We start from the raw sequence: 25,281 nt of genomic DNA, 5'->3' as shown, positions 1-25,281 counted from the left end.
CAATTTAATATTCCAACAAATTCTTGGCAGCTTCGTATATCTTAGCCTCATCCGGCAATATTTCTTTTTCCAGAATCGGATTAAAGCCGACAGGAGTAAATGTAGAACCGACACGTTCTACCGGACCGTCCAAATAGCGGAACATCTCCCCTCCAATCATAGCCGCCAGTTCCGCACCGAAACCGGAGAATACTTTATCTTCGTGAACAACCAATGCTTTACTGGTTTTCTTTACTGATTCAAATATCGTTTCTTTATCCAACGGAATCAAAGAACGAATATCAATGACTTCTACTTTCCAGCCACCTTCTTTCTCCAGCCGTTCGGCAGCGTGTAAACAGAAATGGGTAGTGTTGCCATAGGTGATAATACTCAAATCTGTTCCTTCACGACGGATACGTGCCTTTCCGAAAGGAACTTCAAAATCTTCCGGTACAACGGCTGCTGCCTCCACCGAGTTATACAAAGCTTTCGGTTCGAGAAACAATGTAAAGCCCTTGGAACGCATACTGGTCCGCAATAATCCGGCGGCATCATCAGCAAAGGAAGGACAGACAATTCGTGCTCCGGGCAAAGTTGTCAAAGCTCCCTCTATATTTTGGGAATGGTATAATCCCCCACCAATATAACCACCGGAAGCTAGCCGTAAAGTTATGTTCGGAGCAAACTTTCCATTGCTACGCCAATACTCATGTGTACATTCTACATATTGTTCTACGGCAGGCCAGAAATAGTCAGCAAATTCCGCCCCTTCTATCACGACATGGATTTTAGGGTCAAAGCGGCTCATTCCGTTAGCTGTACCCACAATATAATCTTCCGCAATCGGTGCGCTGAATACACGTGCATCACCAAACTCCTGCTGCATACCTTTAGTCACATTAAACACACCGCCTTTTTCCTTGTTTGCTACATCCTGTCCCCAGATAAACGTATCGGGGTTATGACGGAATTCGGCTTTCAACGTTTCGTTAATGGCGTTCACCATAAAAGTTTTCTCTCCTTCTGCCTGATGGATACCTTCTTTATACTTTTGAGGCTGATAAGGTTCGGGTATCACAAAGTCATAGATACTCTTGGGATCAGGATCGGGAGCAGACAAGGCCTTTCGATTAGCGGCTGATAATTCTTTCTTTGCATCAGTCTCTATTTGCAGCAATTCTTCTTCCGTCAAACGTTTATAGCGAAGCAACATCCGGCGGAATTTCATCAACGGGTCAGCTTCTTTTACATATTCCAGTTCGTTTTCATCCCTGTACAAGGTATGTTTATCCGAATTAGAGTGGGAACCGATACGGACGCAATTGGCTTGTACAATTACCGGGTTACGAGTGGTTATGGCATATTCCCGAGCTTCGGTCATAGCGTTCATCGAGTCAAATACATCTTTTCCATTACAATAGATAATTTTCAGGTTCTTGAAACCTGAGAAGTTCTCTGCCACTTTCCGATTGGCCGTCTGTTCGGATTTCGGGACGGAGATACCGTAACCATTATCCTGTATTACGAAAATCACAGGAAGACGCTCGAGACTAGCGCCATTGATGGCTTCATACACAAAGCCTTCGGAAGTAGCCGATTCTCCATGAGAAGTTATGGCAACTCCTTTATGACCATAATACACCATAGCTCTGGCTACACCTGCCGCATGGAGGTCATGTGTCCCCGTAGCAGACGAGATATTTTCGATGTGCCATTTCGGTTTTGCGAAGTGATTAGACATGTGCCGCCCGCCACTACCGGGATCAGTCGCTTTCGATATACCATTCAGGATAATTTCTTCTGCAGTCATTCCGGCAGAAAGCACAGTCAGCATATCCCGGTAATAAGGGAACAGAAAGTCTTCGCCGAGAGTAAAAACCTGCCCAATAGCCAGTTGGATTCCGTCATGTCCTGCATAAGGAGCATGGTAAGACCAACCTAACGATTGCAGCAAATAGGAAGGGGCTTTCTCATCCAGAGCACGTCCCAATGTCATCAGATGATACCACTTCTTCAAGGTTTCAATATCTGTATTTTTTATATCATACTTTTTCATAGTTAATGAACTCTTTATTAATGAAACAATCAGTTGAATCAACCTTTCCAGTTCTCCAGATAATCGGCTATGAAATGCAGGAAGTTACCACCCAGCATACCGTCTACCACCCGATGATCGTAAGACAAGGAAAGATACATCTTATGACGAATAGCAATCGTATCACCTTCCGGTGTCTCCACAACAGCAGGTTTCTTTTCAATGTATCCCACTCCCAGAATAGCTACTTGAGGCTGATTTATAATCGGCGTACCGAATAAGCTCTTGAATGTACCGAAATTAGTAATAGTAAATGTTCCGCCATCAATGTCTTCCGGCATCAATTTGTTATCTCTTGCTTTTAATGCCAATGAATCAATGGCGACTGCCAATCCGTTTAGATTCAAATGGTCGGCATCATGCACCACCGGAACAATCAGATTTCCGTCATTCAAGGAAACAGCGATACCGACATTGATGTGTTTCTTGAAAAGAATATTATATCCGTCTACCGATACATTCAGCTGCGGATAAGTTACCAGCGCTTTCGCTACCGCTTCCGTAATCATAGGCATATAGGTCAGCTTCACTCCTTCGTGACGGAAGAAGACATCCTTATTCTTTTCACGCCAACGGACTAGCTTGGTTACATCCACTTCCAGCACATTCGTAACATGTGGAGATACTTTCTTTGACATAACCATGTGGTCGGCAATAATCCGACGGACACGGTCCATTTCTTTCATCTCTACTCCGGACGTATTGATAGGGGCAGATGATTGAGGTGTAGCAGTGGAAGCCACAGATTGTACAGCAGGTACCGGAGATGACTTTGGACTCGCTGAAGCAGCAGGCATAATAGCCGACGGTGCATTTGCAGTCGAAGTTATGCCTATTGTTGCCGGTTTCGGCTCGCTAACAAGCCCTCTCTTTTTCCTGTCAATATAATCTTTTATATCTTTTTTGCTCAATCGTCCTTCATAGCCAGTCCCTTGCAGGGTATCCAGTTCTTCCTTCGGAATCTTAGCGTCCCGTGCCAATTGAATCACCACTGGAGAGTACCAACGTTCTTCGACAGCAACACCCGGTTTCGGCACTTCATTATGGGATTTCTCTTTAGTAGTTTCCTGAGAGGAGTTCGATTCATTGGAAGTTTCCTGTTCACTAGCACTGTCACCGTCCAAATTAATAACAGCAACGACAGTGCCCACCGCTACCGTATCTCCCTCTTTACACAAAATCTCCATTACTTTCCCCGCTACCGGAGAAGGTATTTCCGCACTCACTTTGGCAGTGTTTACTTCAAAAAGCACATCGTCTTCCTGAACCGACTCACCTACCTTTACAGACCAAGAAACAATTGTTCCTTCGGTTATACTCTCGCCCAACTTAGGCATTTTTATTTCGAATCTTGACATAGACAGTAAATTTATTATTCAACCTTGACACATTACAACAATACGTTGAAATAGAAAGTTTTAAGTTAAAGTATTTTTAACCGGACATCAACGGTTACATATCCATTCTTCACGAATGTACTTCTCCGAACGAAGCCGGTTGACAGCTTCCTTCTCCTCTACACTGAAAGAACTGACGGATTGCGATTCACTGAAATATTGAAAAGCATTTTCCTTGAAATCATCCACACTCCCCGCCGGCAAATATCTACCGATATTAGTAACCTCACTCCGAATGGAAGGAACGGCATATACGGAAGACAAAGTGCCGTCATGAGCTATCACATCCGGATTCAATACCTTATTTAATATCGTGAGGTCTGTATCATAAAGCAGTGTGCAATGATATAATACTCTGTCTTTATGTACACACTGTGCACTCCCCGATATTTTCAATCCATTCAGATAGATACCCAGCCGTTCATCTCCTTTAGCTTCTATACCGATGAATGACAGAAAGTCTAACGTTCGCTGAAGATAATGAACAAATTCAGGCAAACGCGAAACTGTTTCTATAAAAGTAAAATTGACATTACCCAAATCGTGATATACTGCCCCTCCTCCCGAGAAGCGACGGGCAATAGCTATCCGGTGCTGTTTCGCCCATTCCTTGTCAACTTCCGACCGAAGACGCTGATGTTTCCCTATCACAACAGAAGGAACGCTCTGCCAAAGCATAAAAACATCCTCCGTTCCCTGCTTCAGCAAATACTCTTCTGCCGCTAAATGGAAATAAATATCAGTATAAGGACTGTATATACATCGAATCATAGGTCTCGAAGATAAGGGATTAAAACATTACTTCGTGATAAATCTCTCCAACCGTCGGATGCGGAAATACGGTCTTCTGAAATTCTTCCAGCGTATATCCTCTCTGAATAGCAATGCCTGCTATGACAATCAACTCCGACGCCGGATTTCCCAGCATGTGGCAGCCGATGATTTTGCCCTCTTCATCTTGAATCAATTTACAGAGACCGTTCCCTTGCTCATTCTCCGCAACGAATCGTCCGGAATAAGCCATTGGTAGTTTCGTAACACGATAAGGGAGTCCGAGTTTTATCAGTTCTTCCTCAGTCTTACCTACTCCTGCCATTTCGGGATTCGTATAAACAATTCCCGGCACACAGTCGTAGTTCATCCGATCTTCTACTCCCAATATATGATTGATAGCAACTTCTGCTTCACGAATGGCGGTATGTGCTAATAAAGAATATCCTGTAATATCTCCGCAAGCATATACCCTAGGATGAGTAGTCAGTAAATGTTCATCTACTTTCACTCCATTCCGATGTAGCTCTATATTCAATTGTTCTAATCCTACGTTGGACAAATTTGCCTTACGTCCTACACTAAGCAGTATTTTATCCGTTTCAATCGCAGAAGCCTTGCCTCCCTTTTCAATCACGACCCTATCAGGTTTCACTTCCACTACTTTAGTATCCAGATAGAAAGAAACTCCCCGCTTTGTATATTCCGTACGAAGCATACCACTGGTTTCCTTATCCATGACTCCCAATATTTCAGGCATCATTTCCACGATATGTACCTTCACTCCCATACTGTTAAAGAAAGAAGCAAATTCCATTCCAATTACTCCCCCACCGATAATTACTAACGTTTTAGGTAGTTCTTTTATCTCCAATGCCTCTTTGGAGGTCCAGTAATCAACTTCCGCCAATCCCGGTATCGGAGGAATCACTGTATCGGAGCCGGTACATACCAGCAGATACTTTACAAAATACGCCTCTCCGTCACAAACAATGCGAATCAACCCATTTTCTTCCCCTTCTACAAAAGCTTCTTTCTCCACAATCGTAACCCCGTAAGAATTGACAGTCATTTTCACACCACCCGTCAGCATTTTCACCGTTTTATCTTTGCGGCTCATAATTTTAGATAAATCAAAGGAAGGGGATTCGGCAAACACGCCATACTTGGAAGCATTCTTAATGCTATCCAGAATTTTAGCAGAATATAACAGAGTTTTAGTAGGAATACACCCTTCATTCAAGCACACCCCACCTATTGCTTTTTTCTCGAAAAGAACGGCTTTCAGTCCGTTCGCCCCTGCCCGTTCGGCGGCCGTATATCCGGCAGGGCCACCCCCAATAATAGCTATATCAAAATTCATAATCGTATATCTTTTTAATAATAATACGATTATAACAAATGAAAGAAGAAATTAGTTGTTCAGAAAAATAATGCCCGCTATTTAATTGTCAGTTTTTTGAGGTCCTCCAATGTACCGTTAAATACATTCAGGTCTACATCTTCCTTAATGCCGGGTACATTCCCGACATCAGTGTGTTGCCAGAAATTCCATTTACCCTGATATTTCACCGAATCCACATAATAATGTGCAATCCAATAAGGGTAAGCATTGAAAATGGAATCATCCAGATAACGGGTTTTAAATTTATAAGAAGTATAAAGAATGGGCTTCACCCCATAATGTGATTCTACGCGGTCCAACCAGCGCTTCAAACCTTGTTGCAGTTCTTGTTTTTCCTTTCTTCCGGTCACTTCCACATCAAGCACGGGAGGTAAGTCACCGGTATCCAGTTTTACCGTACGAATAAAAAAGTCAGCTTGTTTCAAAGCATCCGTACCAGGGATATAGAAATGATAAGCCCCACGAATAAAGCCATGATTACGAGCATTGGCAAAATTCACCTCAAATGTAGTATCGTTATGGTCCCCCCCTTCTGTCGCTTTCATAAAGACAAAGTGTAAAGGAGTAGCCGCTTGCTGGTTCCGCTGAAGTCTCTCCCAGTCAATTTTTCCTTGATAATGAGATATATCAATACCATGAATATCATATCCGGAAGGAATACAAACTCCATACTCCTTTAAACCGTTACAAGGTTTCCAACGATAGGCATAAGGACGAATGAAAAAATAGTAGAAGACAGCAGAAAAACAACCGACAATCATCACTGTCAGAATATTACGCAACCAGATAGGCATAGCACGTCCGTACTTCCCCTGTACTTTTTTCGAAGCATGGGGAGATTTGGAAGAAGAAACAGTTCTTTTTTTTCTAGTGGTGGAAGCAGCATTCTTCTTTTGAACGGCAGCTATCGGATTATTACGTGACGGCAAGTGTCTTAGTGATTAAAAATTAGTGATTGGTGACAAATGAAAAAAAAGCGGCGAACAGCAACCATACATTCTGCATGGCATTTACTGTTCACCGCTTCATGTTTATCGTTTACTTACCTTGTTCCAGCTGTAAAGTCTTAGTTGCCTGATCGCAAACTTCAGTAGGACCAAAGTACTGGATTGGTCCCGGATATACATAATCCGTTTCGATAGCCCAACGATCACGTTGTGCAGCGAATGCCTTGAAAGGAGCACCATCCAGTTTCACCAATGCTTTCTGAATAACCGGTTTCATTTCACCGTGACGACGTTCCATATTCATCATCATTGTGATAGGTACACCACCAGCAATCCATTCGGCAGCAGGAGCAGTTGTATTACGTACAGAAGACATATAACCGGTCTTACCGTTAGCAATCAACATAGAAGCTGTGTAACCCAAAGAGTAGCAGTAGTCAGCGTCGAAGTTTGATGGAGCAGCGCAACGGCCTTCGTAACCGAAGAAGTGGTGCTGAGCAGCAAACTTACCAACATACTTACCTTCTTCTTTCCATGCAGCCAATTTAGTAGCTACCATTTCGGACAACAGTTTTTCAGTTTCAATCAATGATACCTGAACGTTTCCGTGCGGGTCACGATCCAAAGTCAACTGACGTGCAACACCTTCCGGCAGACTTGCATAGATAGCAGAGTTTTCCGGAGAAAGTTTACGAATGATATAATCACGTTGGTGAGATTTCTTAATTTGAGCAAACTCTTCTGCGTTAGCAGCCAGGAAGTCGTTCAATTCAGCAATCAGACGTTTCATAGCCGGGATGAATTCGACCAATCCTTCCGGAATCAATACTGTACCGAAATTATGTCCCTGTGCAGCACGATCTGCTACCACTTTAGCGATATAAGTCACTACATCGTCCAAAGACATATCTTTTGCTTCTACTTCTTCAGAAACGATACATACGTTAGGTTGTACCTGCAAAGCACATTCCAGCGCGATGTGAGAAGCCGAACGCCCCATCAATTTGATGAAATGCCAATATTTGCGGGCAGAGTTACAGTCACGTTGAATGTTACCGATTACTTCCGCATAAGTCTTACAAGCAGTATCAAAACCGAAAGAAGTTTCAATCATATCGTTCTTCAAGTCTCCATCGATAGTTTTCGGGCAACCAATTACCTGTACACCGTATTTCTTAGCAGCATAGTATTCAGCCAACACACAAGCATTTGTATTAGAATCATCACCACCAATGATAACCAATGCTTTAATGCCCAGTTCTTTGATAATTTCAAATCCTTTTTCAAATTGGCTTTCAGCTTCCAATTTCGTACGACCTGAACCGATGATATCAAAACCACCTGTATTGCGGTATTCATCGATAATGTCAGCAGTCAATTCCATATAGTTGTGGTCTACCAGACCACCAGGACCTAAAATGAAACCATACAATTTATTATCCGGGTTCAATTTCTTGATACCGTCAAATAAACCGGAGATTACATTGTGCCCACCGGGAGCTTGTCCACCAGAAAGGATGACACCCACGTTCATAGCAGGAAGAGTTACAGCTTCACCAGCTTCGAATGTAATCAACGGCATTCCGTACGTGTTAGGGAACAATGCTTTGATAGCTTCCTGATCGGCTACAGACTGAGTAGCAGCACCTGCTACAGCTTTAACGGCTCCTGATGCCAATGCTTTCGGAAGTTTGGGCTGGTAAGCAGCCCTTGCGATTTGCAATGCACTTTTAGTCATTTTCTTTAATTTTTTATTTAAAGGTGTTAGTAAGTTTCTTCTTAAACTTGAAAAGCGTTGCAAATTTCGCATTTTTCCGTGAATTATAAAAGAGGAAGCACAATTTTATTTACGATTCCTTATTGTTTCCAACCTCCACCAAGCGCTTTATAAAGCTGTACGACGGCTATCAACTCATCACGAATAGCATTACTTAAGCCAATTTGTGCATCAAAGTATCCACGTTGGGCATCCAATACGTCCAGATAGTTAATAACCCCATTAATATATTGGAGCTGTGCCAGATCCATATAGCTCTTAGCCGAACGTTCCAAATTAGCACGAAGTTCGTACACCTCTTTTATCTTGTTAAAATTCACAATTGCGTTACGTGTCTCTTTAAAAGCTGTCAGCACGGATTTCTCATAGTTATGCACCTCACCTTCAAAAGCCGCTTTTTTCGCTTTCAATGCCGCACGGTTCTTTCCCCAACCAAAGATAGGAGTCAACAAAGCCCCTTCCATTACTGCATACGGAGATTTCAACAATTCTGACAATGAAGTACTCTCCGTACCAAAACCACCGGTCAGAGCAAGACGCGGAAACATATTCGTATAGGCTACTCCTACTTTCGCATTAGCAGCGATCAATTTCTGTTCTGCCTGACGGATATCAGGACGACGTTCCAACAAAGTGGAAGGCAAGCCAACCGGAAGTGTTTCCGGAAAATTGAATTCCTGAAGCAAACGGGAACGGGCAATACGGTTAGGATATTCACCTGCAAGAAAAGCAATATCGTTTTCCTTAAGAGAAATCTTACGTTCTAAATCCGGAACTAAAGTAGCCGTACGTGCCAACTCCACTTGTGCCTGACGATAGGAAGTTTCGGAAGTCAATCCTCCGGCAAAACGGATACGTGCCAAACGAACACCTTCTTCACGAGCTTTCAATGTTTGCTTAACTATGTCTAACTCTGTATCCAATGCTACCAATTCATAGTAAGCTTGTGCTACTTCGGCAACAATCGTCATCCGGAGTGCACGTTGCGCCTCTATAGATTGCAGATATTCAGCAATACTGGCCGAACGTGCCCAACGCAGATTTCCCCAAAGGTCGAGTTCCCATGAAACAAGAAATTGGGCTTCAAAAGTGTCTGCTTTCTTAAACGCATCCCCACCATGATTTTCCAATTCACGTTCAGCTGTTACTTTTCCTTTTATATCCGGAAGCAAAGCTGCAGTAGAGATTCGTTTTTGTGCAGCCATTTCCTTCACACGGGCAGCCGCTATCAACATATCCTTATTATGCTCCAAGGCACGGTCAATAAGGCTGCGGAGAGTGGAATCAGCATAAATATCTTTCCAGTCCTGATCTCCGAAACTGACAGAATCCTGATGTTGAGCCAAACTATCAGGTAAATGAAGGTCAGGACGAACGTAGCTTTTCCCTACCTTGCAGGAAGTTAATATTCCTGCAAATAATAAGATAGCCATATATAGTTTCTTTCGTTTCATTATTTCTTATGTTTTAAAATTTTCGACTTTGTTTTATACACCATTACAAAGAAGAAAGGCACGAGAATGATGCCAAATACAATAGCAAATATCATTCCGAAGAATACTCCCGTACCAATCGCCTGGCGGCTTGCCGAACCAGGACCGCTTGCCAATACCATTGGAAGCATACCAAGCACAAATGCAAGCGAAGTCATCAGAATCGGACGAAAACGTAATCTTGCCGCATAAATAGCAGATTGAATCAAATCTTCTCCCTTATCCACCTGCACTTTGGCAAATTCTACAATCAAAATAGCGTTCTTAGCCGCCAATCCCACCAGCATTACTAAGCCTATTTGGAAATAAACATCATTTTCCAATCCACATACCCAGACACCCAAATAGGCACCCAATGCAGCTACCGGCAAAGAAAGCAATACAGCAATAGGTACTGTCCAACTTTCATATTGCGCAGCAAGAAAAAGGAATACAAACAAGAATACCAGTGCCATAACCATACCTGTCTGACCTCCAGCTTGCTTTTCCTGATAAGAAAGTCCGCTCCATTCCAATCCGATATTATCAGGTAGGTGATCGCGGGCAATCTGTTCCATGATCTCCATTGCTTGTCCGGAACTATATCCTGGTGCAGCAGCTCCACGAATCACCGCAGTAGTAAACATATTAAAACGCTTGATACTTCCCGGACCTGTGGTATATGATGCATTGCCTAAAGAAGTCAGCGGTACCATTGCACCATTAGACGCTTTTACAAAGAATAGATTAATATTATCTTTATGTTCACGGTAAGGAGCTTCCGCTTGGATATATACCTTATATATACGGTTGAACATATTAAAGTCATTCACATACACAGACCCCGTATAAGCTTTCATGGTAGAGAACACATCTGCCAAAGGTACACCCAACATTTTCACCTTATCCCGGTCCACATCAAAATAGAGTTGCGGAATTTCTGACTGTAAAGAAGAAGACAATCCTGTCAGTTCTTTATGTTTGGAAGCATAGTACATCAAGGTATCGGTGGCATCTACCAAATTATCAAAAGTCGCTTCTCCACGAGCTTCCAACTGCATCTCAAAACCTCCGGAACTACCCAATCCCGGTATTACCGGTGGAGTAGACAAGTAGACCTTACATTCCGGATATTCTTTGAGGTGTTTCTCTACCGTATCCATAATTTTTTCGATGCTGGTATTCTTCCGTTCTTCCCATGGTTTCAGAATCACAGTCAGTTCAGAACGAGCCTGATTACTACCGACACGCGGACTGCTACCCGTCACATTCTGAATATATTCTATATAAGGATTCTTTTCCAAATAAGCTATGGCACGTTCCGTCACAATACGGGTACGCTCCAATGTAGCGCCTTCCGGCAACTCAAGTTCAATTTTAAAATATCCCTGATCTTCCACCGGCAAGAAACTGGTCGGAATAATACGGTGAATTAATAGGATAGCGATCAGAACCATTCCAAAAGCACTTAATACCCGACGAGGATGCTTTATTGTACGGGTTACGGCAGCTACATACTTATTACTACCAACACCTAGCCATTCATTGATCTTCCGAAAAATAATATTTTTTTTCTTTCCGCTATCCGGCTTCAATATTAACGAACACATCACGGGACTCAGTGTCAAAGCAACCACTGTAGAAATAAGTACGGACACCACGATAGTCACCGTAAACTGACGATACAACTGTCCCGTAATTCCACTCAGGAAACTAACCGGAACGAATACTGCAGCCAACACCAATGAGGTAGCAATCAAAGCGCTGGCAAGTCCGTTCATTGCTTTCTTGGTAGCTTCATAAGGACTTAGATGTTCCGTTTCCATTATATGTTCCACACCTTCCACCACCACAATCGCATCATCCACGACAATACCAATAGCAAGAATCAATCCGAGTAATGTCAATATATTTAACGAGAAACCGAATATTAACATGAATCCGAAAGTACCAATCAACGAGATAGGAACTGCCACAATCGGAATCAACGTTGCACGCCAGCTTTGCAAAGACAGATATACCACCAATACTACCAGCACCAATGCTTCAAACAACGTCTTATATACTTCGTGAATAGATTCAGAGATATAAGTCGTCATATCAAATGGAATCTCATAACTCAATCCTTCCGGAAAGTTCTCGCTAATTTCATCCATAGCCTCTTTTACTCTCTCGGCCACTTCCATTGCGTTAGCACCCGGTAACATATAGATACCAAGTACAGCAGCATTCTCTCCATTGATCCCACTCTCTGTATTATAAGAAGAAGCTTCCAACGACACGCGTGCCACATCTTTTAATCGGATAATAGAACCGTTAGCATTGGCACGTACTACAATATCCTCGAACTGTCCGACAGTGGAAAGACGTCCCTGAGTAGTGATAGGAATAGTAATATCCAATCCTTCCACCGGTTGCTGTCCTAATACACCTGCCGCAGATTCACGGTTCTGATCTTTCAAAGCATTTTGTAAATCCTGTACGGTCAACCCAAAATTTGCCAACTTATCGGGTTGTGCCCATATCTGCATGGCGTAATAACGGCTACCAATATTAGAAACGCGTCCTACTCCCGGGATACGGCGAATCACATCAAGCACATTGATTGTAGCGAAGTTACTCAAATAGATTTCATCAAACTTCGGATCAGTAGAAGTCAGACAGAGCGTCATTAATTGACTAGGAGCCTGTTTTTCTACTGAAATACCATTTTGAATCACTTCTGCCGGAAGACGGGATTCAGCTAGCTTCACACGATTCTGAATCTCAACTGCCGCCAAATCCGGATCAGCAGATACATCAAAAGTAACCGTTGCCGAGAAACCTCCAGAGTTAGAGCTATTTGATTCCATATAAAGCATCCCCGGTGTACCGTTGATTTCCTGCTCAATCGGAGTAGCTACCGCTTGTGACACGGTAAGTGCGCTGGCACCCGGATATGAGGCACTGATTTTCACTACCGGAGGCGTGATCTGCGGATATTGGTCTACCGGAAGCATTGTCAGACCGATAATTCCGACAATCACTATCACAATAGAAATTACAGCCGAGAAAACCGGCCTATCTATAAAAAAAGTAACTTTCATCTCTTATTCTCCTTTTGTGTTATCCTTCATTTCTATCGAAGTATTTCCAGTTTCAGTTGTAGTGTCTTTTACTTTTGTTTCCGGTGTACTGATTCGTACTTTCATTCCCGGTGTCAATTTATGGAAACCTTCCACTACAACCTTCTCTCCTTCCGCCAAACCTCTTTCCACTACTACATTATTTCCGACTTCCGGTCCTAATTCCACGAAACGTTTTTCTACCGCGTCATCTTTACGCAGAGTATAAATATAAGCTCCGCCCTTTTCGATAGTAACAGCTTTCATTGGAACAACAAGGGCTCCTTCGCGAACATCCAGCAACAGCTTTACTTTCGTAAACTGTCCCGGCAATAATACTTGTTTGGGATTAGGCATTTCCGCACGTACGGAGAAAGTACCTGTCTGAGGATCTACCTGAGGTTCAGCAAAATCAACATAACCTTTATGAGGATAAACGGTATTATCTGCTAAAGTAATCGTAATATTCGGTTGCCAGGAACGGGTCGAGTCTTGCTGGCCTAAATTAATATTTCTTTCTTTACTTTTCAGATAATCAAGTGCTGTCATACTGAAATCGACCAGTACGGTATCACTTTTCACAATAGTAGCGAGTAGAGATTTTCCTCCGGGTCCCACCAAGGTACCCAAATCCACATTTCTTTCACTGATATGACCAGACAATGGCGACCGGACAATGGTATATCCCAGTTCCAATTCAGCCTGCGCCAAGTCCGCCTCACTCATGGCGACCGTAGCTTCGGCACTTTCATAAGCAGCCTCAGCATTGTCCAAGTCCAACTGACTTGCAGCATTTTGTTCAAACAATGGACGTATACGCTTCAAATCTCGTTCAGCCTTCAAAGCCTGTGCTTCGTCTTTTTTCAACTGTGCTCTGGCCTTGTCGGCTTTTGCCCGATATTGATCCTGGTTGATTACAAACAAAACCTGATTCTTATTCACATACGTACCCTCTGCAAAAAGCATATTTTCCAGATAACCTTCCACCCGGGCACGTACTTCGACGAACTGTTGGGCACGAATTCGTCCCACATATTCCCCGTATATCTCTACATCATCTTTTACTACCGGTTCAACAATGACTGTCGGCATTTCCGGCGTAGCCTTCTGAGGTCGGGTCAACATCCAATACACGCCCAACACAACTACCGCACAGATTATAGCAGCAATGGTTCTCTTTCTCCTCAGTTTCAATTCATGTTTCGAAAAGAATAATCTCATATCGAATCTTATTATTTAATTTAACTTATGTTTGTTATATCCACATTTATACAATTTGCGTGCCAAAATCACTTTGATCTTTTGTTATCTAATAATCAACCATTTATGTCATTCACATTCTTTCGTGAGAATGGGGAGTTTAGCTGCAAAGTGTAGAATTAATCCACATTTCCGACTTTTGGAACATTTTTTTTAATTCCGATTTCAACAACTAAACAAATTATGCCCTACATTTGTATTTATATATACATCATCAACACTAGACCATGTCCTAATGAAAAAACAAATCTTCTCAACATTAGTTTTATCAATGTGCCTACTATTGCCTTTTTCCTTATATTCTCAGGAGCAACGCAAGAAGGTAGGTGTAGTTTTGAGTGGCGGCGGTGCCAAAGGAATGGCGCATATCAAAGCATTAAAAGTGATCGAAGAAGCGGGTATTCCTATCGATTACATAGCCGGAACTAGTATGGGAGCCATTGTAGGAGGACTCTACGCTATTGGTTATACTCCCGAGCAATTGGACAGTATGGTTCGAAAACAAAACTGGACGTTTCTGTTAAGCGACCGTATCAAACGAAGTGCCATGTCATTGACCGACCGTGAACGGTCGGAAAAGTTCATTGTCTCCATACCTTTCACCAAAAGTCCCAAAGATGCGGCTTCTTCGGGCGGAATTATCAAAGGGCAAAATCTTGCCAATCTATTTTCAGACTTGACTATGGGCTATCATGATTCTATCAACTTTGATAAACTCCCCATCCCTTTCGCTTGTGTAGCAGCAAATGTTGTCAATGGAGAACAAATTATATTCCACAACGGGGTCCTGTCAACTGCCATGCGGGCCAGTATGGCTATCCCAGGTGTATTTACACCGGTACGACAAGACAGTATGGTATTGGTGGACGGTGGAATTGTAAATAACTATCCGGCAGATGTTGTAAAAGCTATGGGAGCTGATGTTATCATCGGAGTGGATGTACAAAACGCCTTGAAAAAAGCGGATAAGCTGAACAGTGCTCCTGATATCTTAGGGCAAATCGTAGATATTACCTGCCAATCCAATCATGAAAAGAATGTAGACCTTACCGATACTTACATTCGTGTAAACGTAGACGGTTATTCTTCGGCTAGTTTTACTCCGGCCGCTATTGACACTTTAATGCGAAGAGGAGAAGAAGCAGCTAAAGCACAATGGAATTCCTTACTCGCTTTGAAAAAGAAGATAGGAATATCCGATAATTATGTTCCCAAACAACATGGTCCGTATTCTTCCCTCTCCAATGTACGTACAATTTATGTGACAGACATATCATTCTCCGGTGTAGAAGCTGACGACAAGAAATGGCTAATGAAAAAATGCAACCTGAAAGAAAATAGTAATATTACCACCCAACAGATAGAACAGGCATTATATCAATTAAGAGGAAGCCAATCTTATTCCAGTGCCAGCTATACGTTGACGGACACTCCCGAAGGTTATCACCTCAATTTCCTACTGCAAGCAAAGTATGAAAAAAGAATTAATCTGGGGATCCGTTTCGATTCGGAAGAAATAGCCTCTTTATTAATCAATGGAACGGCAGACCTCAAAACTCATATTCCTTCCCGACTATCTCTTACCGGGCGATTAGGGAAACGGTATGCGGCGCGCATTGACTATACATTAGAGCCTATGCAACAGCGCAACTTCAATTTTTCGTATATGTTTCAGTATAATGACATCAACATATATGAAGAAGGAGAACGCGCCTATAACACTACTTACAAATATCATTTAGCTGAATTTGGCTTCTCGGATGTATGGTATAAGAATTTCCGTTTTGGTCTCGGATTCCGTTTCGAATATTATAAATACAAAGACTTCTTATTTAAGAAGCCGGAATTTATCGGCTTGGATGTAGAATCAGAACACTTCCTTAGCTATTTTGCACAAGTGCACTATAACACATACGATAAAGGATATTTCCCCTCCAAAGGAAGTGATTTCAAAGCCGCCTACTCACTCTATACCGATAATATGGCGCAATACAATGAACAGGCCCCATTTTCCGCACTGAGTGCTTCGTGGGCAAGTGTGATTCCTGCCACCCGCCGTTTTTCTATCATTCCGTCGATCTATGGGCGTGTCCTGATAGGGAAAGGAATTCCTTATCCCCTGAAAAATGCTATCGGTGGTGAAGTATACGGTTTTTATATTCCACAACAGTTGCCTTTTGCCGGCGTAACAAACATGGAATTAATGGAAAATTCTATTATCATTACTTCTCTGAAGTTCAGGCAACGTATGGGAAGTATTCATTACCTCACCCTGACAGGCAACTACGGTTTGACGGACAGTCACTTCTTCGAAATACTGAAAGGCAAACAATTGTTCGGCATCAGCGCAGGTTATGGAATGGATAGCGTTTTCGGTCCTCTGGAAATATCATTGGGATATTCCAATCAGACTGATAAAGGAAGCTGCTTTGTGAATCTGGGATATTATTTCTGATTCCAATCTTTTATAATTTAAACTTTATACTATACAAATTTTTCCCGCTTCTGTAAATTCAGCAGACCGATCATCATCCAGATCAGACTGGAGGAGAAAAGAAATATACGATTTTTGATAAGAATCCCTTCCCATATCATCGGATGAAAATTATCAGGCACACGGAAGGGATTCAGCAAAATATTCCAAAATGAACGTTCTATGCTATTCATATTACTGAAAAACATCAGTACAATGCCAATGATAATCATAAGTACAGCCGTTCCGTTTCCACTCCGGGTAATCGTAGAAAACATAAAAGTCAAATTACCAAAAAAAAGAACCGGAAACATCAACTGCAAAGACATCTCAAAAGGATTGATTGGATACAGCAATAAGATAGCGATGTACGAAAAGACGATTAGAATAGCAAAAATAACCACGTAAATCATGAGTAACCGTACTCCCCATACTTTATACCGATAGTCAGGAATACCAAAAAGTATTTCCAATATCCGGCTGTCTTCGTCATTTTGAATGCCGAAGACAGCCGGGTAGAATATCAGCAATAAACATGGGAACATGAGTATATTATAGATAAGCCCTTCATTAATTTCTGCCCGGTTCCACGCACTCTGAAACATAAAAAAGGCAAAGAATCCAAATGCCGCTAACAGAAACCAAAAGAACTTTCCGGCAAAAATAATCTTCAAATTATATTTTACCACCTTAGGCAGCAGCTTTATTAATTGATTAAATGTCATATCATTCTTTTCTTTTAATTCATATTCTTCAATAGGCAGAGATAAGCATCTTCCAGATTGGCCTCAACTTCTTCGGCTCCTTCGTATGGTTGCTCAACAGAAAGATAACGAACACGGATAGTATCCCCTTGCTGGATATGATGTATGACCAAAGATTTATCCAATGCCTTTTCAAACTCCGTTTTATCTATATTAAACTGCCATACCTTTCCATTAGCCATTTCCACCATGTCCGCCGGATCACCGAAATATTTCAGTTCACCCTTGTTTATTACCACAACCTGATTACAGGAACTGGATATATCTTCAATGATATGAGTAGAAAAAATGACCACACGATCTTTACTCAATTCCACCAACAGATTACGAAAACGGATACGCTCACGAGGGTCGAGTCCTGCTGTCGGCTCATCTACTACCAGAATACGTGGCAAATGGAGCAAAATCAATGCAATGCCGATCCGCTGTTTCATACCTCCCGAGAAAGAACCGATATTTTCATCTTTCCGCTCATACATATGTACCGCATTCAAAACATACTCTAACCGTTCCTTACGCAAATCCTCATCTATTATTCCTTTCAGTATAGCCTGATAATCAAGAAACTCCCAAGATGTCATATTTTCGTAAGTGCCAAATTCCTGCGGAAGGAATCCTATCAAGCTTTGCAATTCTTCCCTATAGATACGGGTATCCATACCATTAATCCAGATACTGCCATAACTCTGCTCGAATATGCCACAAATCACGCGCATCAAAGTTGACTTTCCGGCTCCGTTCGGTCCCAGGAGTCCGAACATACCTGTCTGAATCTCAAACGAAACTCCACGCAATGCTTTAAAAGGTTTACGTTGTTTTCCAATCAAAGGAACACTCTTTACCATACGGAAGTAAAAGCGGCGAAGTCCGGCAAATCGTCCGGTAACACGTTCTATATTTACATTATGTTCATATAGATACTGTGAGGTAACGTAGATAGCAATACCCGCAAACCACAACAGCCCAATCATTACCACCAAACCGTTATTATCCAGTCGCTTGAACAGTTCGAACAAGATAACAGGAGGAAGTCCCCAGAATATCACACGGTTTACTGCCTTTACTCCCTTACTATTTTCGTAACGATAATATAAATAAGAACGTATTTTTCTCCACAAGTACAAAGCCGATGCATAAATAGCAAACGAAAACAGAAATATCCAAAGTCTATTTTGAATAAAAAAATAAGTAAAATAAACACCGAACGCTAACATACCGAATTGCCACAACACATTGACAAAGTCTTTTAGAGAATGATATTCACGACTCATTCCCAGCCTTTTCCGTATTTGCAGACCACTATGCCATTGACGACTGATACGTCCCGGCCAATCATATATCTTAACCAGATTCCGGACAGATATGTGTATTTCTTCATTCGGATCTATGACTTTCGATTTAGCTCTTCTAAGACTAGTCTGTGCAAAATAAGTCAGTCCTGGTATACCCGCAACCAGTGCTACTAAATAGATAGACTGCCAAAGTATTCCTTCAGCATATAGCCAGATACTGACAACGCCAACTACAAAAAGAACAAAATGGAAAATCCACATTTTACGAGACAAAGAACGATACCACCAAAGCACATTTTCCAATCCCATGCAGACAGTAGGAATCAAAATCAACGTCAATAAGGCAGAGAAAAGAAGTCCACCAATCACTGTAATAGCAAAAGGCGCCCCAATGGCTCCGGCATATTCCGTATCTCCCATGGCCAACGGCAACATAGCGGCGATCGTTGTGATAGAAGTTATCAAAATCGGACGGATACGTGACATTCCGGCAGTCATTAATGCCCGATTCCGGCGATATCCTCTTTTACGTAAAATATTAGCATAGTCTATAAGGATAATTCCGTTATTTACAACTACTCCCAGCAGAATCAAGAACCCCGTCAGCGTATTTGCATTCATCAGGCTATTGCTCGAAAGCAATAACGCCAGCAAAGAGCCGATAGCAGCAAGCGGAATAGTAAAAAGTAATACAAAAGGAGTTACTACAGACTCAAAAACAGAAGCAAGTATCATAAAAATCAAAATGAAGGCTGCCAGAATAAGAAATTTGAAATCTCCAAACTGATCCTCCTCATGGAATACTTGCAAGGCAACGCCTGAAGGTAGATTATAACCGGCAATCAATTGGTCTATATCAGAACGATAACTTCCCAATAATTCCTTTGAGGACTGCACATCTCTTGAGAAATTATAATAAACTTCAAGTTGTTTATCCTGATTGACACGTATGATCCGCGAACGTCCGCGACCATAATTAATAGAGGCTATATCTTCCAGATTGTGCATTCCACCCTTTGCATTTTCTATCCGAACAGCACGCAAATCATCAACTGTCTTTTCTTTTTGAACCTTCTCCTCCGCTTCTTCTTCCGTCTCTGTACTTTTTTTCAAAATTTCATCGCGAATGATAATGTCATAATTATCTTCTCCCACTTTAAAAGTCACTTCAGAAGAAAACTCGTTATTGAGTGCCGTTAATCCCGAAGTTATATTAGCACGATTGATATCATAAGTAGTCAGCAGAATCGGGTCAAAGTTCAGATTTATCTCTGGCTGACGAGGAGTATACGATACATGAGTATGTTGCACAAATTCCTGTTCATCCAGTAGGTAGCGGATTTCCTCAGCTACCATTTGCATCATTTCGAAATCAGAACCTCTGACAACCACTCGTTCATTATTATCACCAATACCCAGTAAACGCATAAAGCCTCCAAGACTACTCAATACCGAATTTTCCTGTCCGCCTCCCATAGCATCAGAGACATAGACTTCCGCCCCATTAATGTTCGAGACTTTGGATTGCACATCCGATTTGATGTCCGTAATTTTCCGTTTACCTATCTTTTGATAATCTTTTTGCAAAATGAGCGTAATAGTTGCTTCTTTCTCCCGGACACGGCAGATCAAATCTTTCTTTTCTGGGAAATCCTTCAGACGTTCTTCCAGCACTTTGACTATCTTGTCCGTATTCTCAAGGGTACTTCCGGTAGGCATTACAACACTTATATTAAACCGATCCGAATCCACTTCTTTCATCTGCTGCACATTCAAGGTCAGTGATAATATCAGAGTAGCAAAAAGTAAAATCACCGCTCCGAATATAGTGACTCCCGGATTACGCATACACGTCTTCAGTAAAACCAGATACACTTGTATCGGACGTTGAATAATCGACACTTTCTCATAAACGACACTTCTTCCTTTCTTCTTTTTCAGAATAACATAAGTGACCATAGGAATGAAAAGCAAAGCCACAAACAAGGAAATAGTCAGCGTAGATATAATAGACACCCCGATATGATGCCCTATCAGTTTAATCAGGAAATTATCTGAAAAGACAAACGGCAGGAAAACAGTGACAGTAGTCAACGTAGCTGCTACAATAGAGCGCCACACCTCTTTAGTGCCCTGAGTAACTGAGCGCTCGGGTGTGTAGCCGCTTCCGGATAAACGATAAATATTCTCCAGCACTACAACACTATTATCCAGTAGCATCCCAATGGCAAGTGCCATTCCCACTAATGTAAGGCTATTGATAGTAATGCCGGAAGCATAGAAGAAATTGAAGGCCGTATAAACTGAGATCGGAATTGAAAGTGCGATAAAGAACACCAGCCGCATATTTTTCAAAAAAAGCCAGAGAATGAAAACAGCCAACAATCCACCGACCAATGCCAGGTTAATGATTTGATTGATGTTATTCTCCATCGTTTCAGCCTTATTCTCCTGAACGACTATTTCCAGATCAAGCGGAACTATTTTTTCATTCAGTTTGTCAATCGCATCAGAAACACGGTGGGAAAGCTCTATAAGATTTGCCTGCGAATCATTTATCAATACCACAGAAACAGCCTCTTTCCCATTTACACGACTATAAGTGGTTTCATCTTTCAGATCAAAGAATACGGTTGCCACATCTTTCAACAAGACAGGTCCGGGAGCCACCACAATATTTTCCAGGTCAGATACTTTCGTATACATCGCATTTACGTGAACAAAAATCTTACTATCCGGCTCATTGGCAAAACCGACAAACGTTTTCTCCTGCGTATTCTGTGAAAGCAGATTACTTATCTTTGACGCCGTAAGGTTCAACGCTTTGCACACCTCCGAATGGAGACGTATCTCAATCGCTTTTTGCCGTCCGCCATATATATTGACAGATGCCACACCATCTATGTTCTCCAAATCGGAAAGAATATTATCCTCCACTAAGTTCCTGACACGGTCTGTCCCTCCCGAACCCCGTACCTGAAGTACCATAAAGTTATTGTTCATCTGTGCAATATCAACTTTCTGTACCTGCACAGTAAAACCACTGGGAAAAGATGCTGCCACTTCATTCACCTTTTCCTGCAACTTAAGAGCAGTCATCTTGAAATTGACATTCTTCTTAAAATCAATTTGTATGTTCGATTGCCTCCTGTCTATATAAGATTGCAGTTTGTCTACTCCTCCTATCGTACTGACAGCTCCTTCAAGCGGAATTATCACTTCCGACTCCACATACGAAGGGTCCATATCCTGCTGCGACGACACTTGGATAAACAATACCGGAAGCTCTGCATTAGGCAGCAACTCTACCGGAAGCTGTTTGTAGGACACATAGCCCAAAAGACTAAGTGCAATAAACAGCATACAGATCGTAATTCTCCTATTTAGTAAAAAGTTCATCTTCAGCTTTTTTTAGTTCGGTGATTTATACGCCTTTTTATCTTTTCAAGGACATAATATACACATGGGATAACCATCAAACTCATCAAAGTAGAAGTTATCAGTCCTCCAATCACAGCAATAGCCATTGGCGAACGAAGGGAAGCACCTTCACCAAATCCGAATGTCATTGGAAGCATAGCCAGAATCGTAGTCAACGTAGTCATTATGATAGGACGGATACGTTGCTGTCCTGCTTCTACAATGGCGTCAGTCAACTCCATTCCTGCCTGGCTAAGTTGGTTGATACGGTCTACCAGAATAATAGAGTTATTAACGGCAATACCTCCCAACATCACGATACCGATAACTCCCATCATATTAATCGTGGTTCCGGTAATGAAGAAAAGCAAGATAGCACCCACCACAGCCAGCGGAATAGTCAGCAGAATCGTAAAAGGATGTAACAACGATTCAAACTGTGAAGCCATGACCATATAAACAAGTACAACAGAAAGCAATAAAGCAAACAATAAGCTATGCATAGACTCCTGCCGTTTTTCTTCTTCTCCGGTCACTGTGATACTATAATTAGCAGGCAAATCAATATCTTTAACAGCCAAACGCACTTCTGCCGCCACTTTATCAAGTGATTTGCCAGTGTCCATATTAGCCATTATTTTACCTATACGGCTCTGATTGCGACGTAGAATCTCTTTAGGTGCCTGCCCATGAGTAATACTAGCGATCTCGTCCAACAAAAACTCTTGTGTACCACTTCTGATAACAAGTGATCCGAGAGCTCCTAAAGATATATCCGGTACTTTAATCACGATATCACGCATCTCACCGCGATACTCCATTTTACCGGCTTCCTTACCACTCAACTGTTGTTTCAACTGTTCAATCACTGTAGCAACACTCAGATTATTGATCCCGGCTATGGTACGGTCTATTGAAATCACTACTTCCGGAGCACCGTCTTCAATAGAAGTTACAACGTCATACACCCCATCCACTTCCTGCATTCTTTCCTTTACTTCTCCGGTAATCTTCGCTATTTCGTCCAACTCCTCTCCTTTCACTTCCACTACAATAGGAGCTCCTTCACTACCCAACAGAGAACTCAAAGAATTTTCATCCTGACGGATAGATAATTCCAGACCATCGGGATTCTTCGCTTCTTCAAGGAACCGGGCAATTACATTTTCTGGAGAAAGAATACACTCCGGAAAAAGAATAATTTTCATCATCGCCGTATTTTCTCCTTCAAATATGGCATTTTCCGAACCGCTTCCCTCTCCGACATGACTATATATCGTACACAGAGAATCGCCTCCGACAATAGTATATAATAAATCTTCGAGATTACCCACAGCCGCAGCAGTACGTTCCATTTGCGTACCTTCAGGCATTTTCACAACAGCAGTAAAAGCCTTACTTTCCGCCCTCGGCATAAACTCCGTACCAATGAACGGAGTCAGCAAACCTGTAACTACAAGTAATAACACTGCCATACCAATTACCCACCAACGATGTCGAACCAACTTGCGAAGTATCTTGCTATATCTAGTAATACGGATTGATTTCACTTCTTCCATTTTTACTTTCTTGCCGGAAAGTTGAGTATATAACATCGGAATCACTAGGATAGCAACAAACAAGGAAGATACAAGTGAGAAAGTAACTGTCCAAGCCTGATCTTTAAACAGTTCACCCGAAGCTCCATGAAGATAAACAATCGGAAGAAATACCACAATAGTCGTCAAAGTAGAAGCAATAACCGCATTTGCCACCTCCGCAGTTCCGGTGACCACTGCCTCCTTAACACTCACTCCTTTTTCCTGATTCCGGAAAATACTTTCTATAACTACAATGGCATTATCTACCAGCATACCCGCTCCGAGAGCCAACCCTCCCAAAGTCATAATATTCAGCGTAAGCCCATTGAAAAACATCAAATTGAAAGTTGCTACAATAGAGATTGGAATAGAAAGACTGACAATCAACGTTGTTCCCATTCGACGAAGGAATACAAACAATACAATGACAGCAAGGACAATACCCAATATAGCACTGCTTTTCACTTCACCGATAGCACTTTTTATAAAAGTCCCCTGATTGGAGATTACCTGAAAATGATAGCCGGGCAAAGCATCTTCTATCACTGCCAACCGACTAGTTACTTCGTCTACCACCTTCACCGTATTGAAACGCATTTCCTTATAAATAGACAAACCGATACTACGTTTTCCATTAATACGTACAATGTTTTCGGGACGTGCATTCACAAACTGCACAGTAGCTACTTCTTTCAAAAAGACGGGAGCCTTGTTGACATCTGTCACAGTTTCAGAAGAACTATTCCCTGAAGTCTCCTGCTGTACCGGTTTATATCCGACGATCAAATTTTCAAAATCGGCTTCTGTGGAAAACAGACTCGAACTTTTCACTAAATACTGCAATCCCAATTCACTTACCCGTCCTCCGGATATGCTCTGATTATTAGACTCAATACGCGAAGCGATATCCTCTATCTTTAATTGGAAAGCATTTAATTTATAAGGATCAGTCTGAACGGTAAGGGTAGTCACTTCCTCTCCCGAAAGAGTCACTTCGGCAACACCTTCCAGGCGAATCAGCTCGTTACGGATATAACTTTCCGCAATCCTTCGCAATTCCGCCATATCCGTAATATTCTGATGAGACATCCCCACCAGGACAACTGGCGACAGATTCGCGTCGTGTTGCGTTATTTTTAGTTCCGTAATCTCCTTATTCTGGGCAAACGGATTCATAGCTTTCTGCAAATCGAGAAAAGCTTCATCCATATCCTTTGTCCAAGTATATTCTACGGTAATCCGTGCCGTTCCCGCTTTAATCACCGAAGACACCTGTGTAACGTCACTCTGCCGAATGGCCATGGATTCCATGTTTTTCACAAATTGTTTTTCGATCTCTTCAGGAGGACGTTCTCCTACCTTTAGTTCGATAAACAAGCGGGGATTATTCAGATCAGGCAATAAGTCGACACTCAACTGATCGTATGACACCTTTCCCAACAATAAGAGGGCAAATACAATCATACAAATTGTAACCGGATTGCCTACTGCAAATTTGACTATATTCTTCATAAGTATTTCCTATTTTCAAAAGGCACGTTT

General features: G+C 41.9%; 13 protein-coding genes. 1 reads left to right on the top strand and 12 read right to left on the bottom strand.

The window, feature by feature from the left end:
* Positions 1-4: 4 nt before the first annotated feature.
* The 9 genes from BHV72_RS19100 to BHV72_RS19060 form a co-directional block, all read right to left on the bottom strand.
* Complete coding sequence (locus BHV72_RS19100) at positions 5-2,038, bottom strand: alpha-ketoacid dehydrogenase subunit alpha/beta (protein ID WP_195414335.1); 2,034 nt, start codon at positions 2,036-2,038, stop codon at positions 5-7.
* Positions 2,039-2,076: 38 nt separating this feature from the next.
* Positions 2,077-3,435 (bottom strand): dihydrolipoamide acetyltransferase family protein, encoded by a 1,359-nt coding sequence (locus BHV72_RS19095; protein WP_005677836.1) that lies wholly within the window; start codon positions 3,433-3,435, stop codon positions 2,077-2,079.
* Positions 3,436-3,522: 87 nt separating this feature from the next.
* On the bottom strand, positions 3,523-4,245 hold the full coding sequence (locus BHV72_RS19090) for a lipoate--protein ligase family protein (RefSeq protein ID WP_005680625.1): 723 nt from the start codon (positions 4,243-4,245) through the stop codon (positions 3,523-3,525).
* A gap of 19 nt (positions 4,246-4,264) precedes the next feature.
* The gene (gene lpdA, locus BHV72_RS19085; protein WP_005680623.1) at positions 4,265-5,608 is read right to left on the bottom strand and encodes a dihydrolipoyl dehydrogenase; all 1,344 of its coding nucleotides are present in this window, start codon (positions 5,606-5,608) and stop codon (positions 4,265-4,267) included.
* Positions 5,609-5,685: 77 nt separating this feature from the next.
* Positions 5,686-6,579: a glycoside hydrolase family 25 protein gene (locus BHV72_RS19080; protein WP_195414334.1), complete on the bottom strand. Its 894-nt coding sequence runs from the start codon at positions 6,577-6,579 to the stop codon at positions 5,686-5,688.
* 109 nt (positions 6,580-6,688) lie between these two features.
* Positions 6,689-8,335: a diphosphate--fructose-6-phosphate 1-phosphotransferase gene (locus tag BHV72_RS19075; protein ID WP_005677832.1), complete on the bottom strand. Its 1,647-nt coding sequence runs from the start codon at positions 8,333-8,335 to the stop codon at positions 6,689-6,691.
* A 119-nt stretch (positions 8,336-8,454) separates the two neighbouring features.
* Entirely contained in the window at positions 8,455-9,828 is a 1,374-nt protein-coding gene (locus tag BHV72_RS19070; protein ID WP_005677831.1) for an efflux transporter outer membrane subunit, read from the bottom strand.
* Complete coding sequence (locus BHV72_RS19065; protein ID WP_005677830.1) at positions 9,828-12,932, bottom strand: efflux RND transporter permease subunit; 3,105 nt, start codon at positions 12,930-12,932, stop codon at positions 9,828-9,830. The genes BHV72_RS19070 and BHV72_RS19065 overlap by 1 nt, the downstream gene beginning before the upstream one ends.
* Positions 12,933-12,935: 3 nt before the next feature.
* Positions 12,936-14,171 carry an efflux RND transporter periplasmic adaptor subunit gene (locus BHV72_RS19060; RefSeq protein WP_005677829.1) on the bottom strand — a complete coding sequence of 412 codons (1,236 nt, stop codon included), beginning with the start codon at positions 14,169-14,171 and terminating at the stop codon, positions 12,936-12,938.
* A gap of 274 nt (positions 14,172-14,445) precedes the next feature.
* On the opposite strand from BHV72_RS19060, the gene BHV72_RS19055 reads away from it, so the two are divergent.
* Entirely contained in the window at positions 14,446-16,665 is a 2,220-nt protein-coding gene (locus tag BHV72_RS19055) for a patatin-like phospholipase family protein (protein WP_286857531.1), read from the top strand.
* Between the two features lie 29 nt (positions 16,666-16,694).
* Here BHV72_RS19055 and BHV72_RS19050 read toward each other — a convergent pair whose 3' ends face one another.
* From BHV72_RS19050 to BHV72_RS19040, 3 genes are read right to left on the bottom strand one after another with little or no spacing between them, the layout of a single operon-like run.
* Positions 16,695-17,408 carry a hypothetical protein gene (locus BHV72_RS19050; protein ID WP_005677825.1) on the bottom strand — a complete coding sequence of 238 codons (714 nt, stop codon included), beginning with the start codon at positions 17,406-17,408 and terminating at the stop codon, positions 16,695-16,697.
* Positions 17,409-17,422: 14 nt separating this feature from the next.
* On the bottom strand, positions 17,423-22,138 hold the full coding sequence (locus tag BHV72_RS19045) for an efflux RND transporter permease subunit (RefSeq protein ID WP_122264114.1): 4,716 nt from the start codon (positions 22,136-22,138) through the stop codon (positions 17,423-17,425).
* Between the two features lie 2 nt (positions 22,139-22,140).
* Positions 22,141-25,251 carry an efflux RND transporter permease subunit gene (locus BHV72_RS19040; RefSeq protein ID WP_122264113.1) on the bottom strand — a complete coding sequence of 1,037 codons (3,111 nt, stop codon included), beginning with the start codon at positions 25,249-25,251 and terminating at the stop codon, positions 22,141-22,143.
* Positions 25,252-25,281: the final 30 nt, after the last annotated feature.

Source organism: Bacteroides sp. 43_46 (genome assembly GCF_001915455.1).
Classification (GTDB): domain Bacteria; phylum Bacteroidota; class Bacteroidia; order Bacteroidales; family Bacteroidaceae; genus Bacteroides; species Bacteroides caccae.
This window is presented reverse-complemented; position numbering and strand designations above follow the sequence as displayed.

What these genes read in the sequence shown, in the direction of transcription:
- BHV72_RS19100 (WP_195414335.1), bottom strand. Translation starts at nt 2,038, where the DNA reads ATGAAAAAGTATGATATAAAAAATACAGATATTGAAACCTTGAAGAAG.
- BHV72_RS19095 (WP_005677836.1), bottom strand. Translation starts at nt 3,435, where the DNA reads ATGTCAAGATTCGAAATAAAAATGCCTAAGTTGGGCGAGAGTATAACC.
- BHV72_RS19090 (WP_005680625.1), bottom strand. Translation starts at nt 4,245, where the DNA reads ATGATTCGATGTATATACAGTCCTTATACTGATATTTATTTCCATTTA.
- lpdA (WP_005680623.1), bottom strand. Translation starts at nt 5,608, where the DNA reads ATGAATTTTGATATAGCTATTATTGGGGGTGGCCCTGCCGGATATACG.
- BHV72_RS19075 (WP_005677832.1), bottom strand. Translation starts at nt 8,335, where the DNA reads ATGACTAAAAGTGCATTGCAAATCGCAAGGGCTGCTTACCAGCCCAAA.
- BHV72_RS19070 (WP_005677831.1), bottom strand. Translation starts at nt 9,828, where the DNA reads ATGAAACGAAAGAAACTATATATGGCTATCTTATTATTTGCAGGAATA.
- BHV72_RS19065 (WP_005677830.1), bottom strand. Translation starts at nt 12,932, where the DNA reads ATGAAAGTTACTTTTTTTATAGATAGGCCGGTTTTCTCGGCTGTAATT.
- BHV72_RS19060 (WP_005677829.1), bottom strand. Translation starts at nt 14,171, where the DNA reads ATGAGATTATTCTTTTCGAAACATGAATTGAAACTGAGGAGAAAGAGA.
- BHV72_RS19055 (WP_286857531.1), top strand. Translation starts at nt 14,446, where the DNA reads ATGAAAAAACAAATCTTCTCAACATTAGTTTTATCAATGTGCCTACTA.
- BHV72_RS19050 (WP_005677825.1), bottom strand. Translation starts at nt 17,408, where the DNA reads ATGACATTTAATCAATTAATAAAGCTGCTGCCTAAGGTGGTAAAATAT.
- BHV72_RS19045 (WP_122264114.1), bottom strand. Translation starts at nt 22,138, where the DNA reads ATGAACTTTTTACTAAATAGGAGAATTACGATCTGTATGCTGTTTATT.
- BHV72_RS19040 (WP_122264113.1), bottom strand. Translation starts at nt 25,251, where the DNA reads ATGAAGAATATAGTCAAATTTGCAGTAGGCAATCCGGTTACAATTTGT.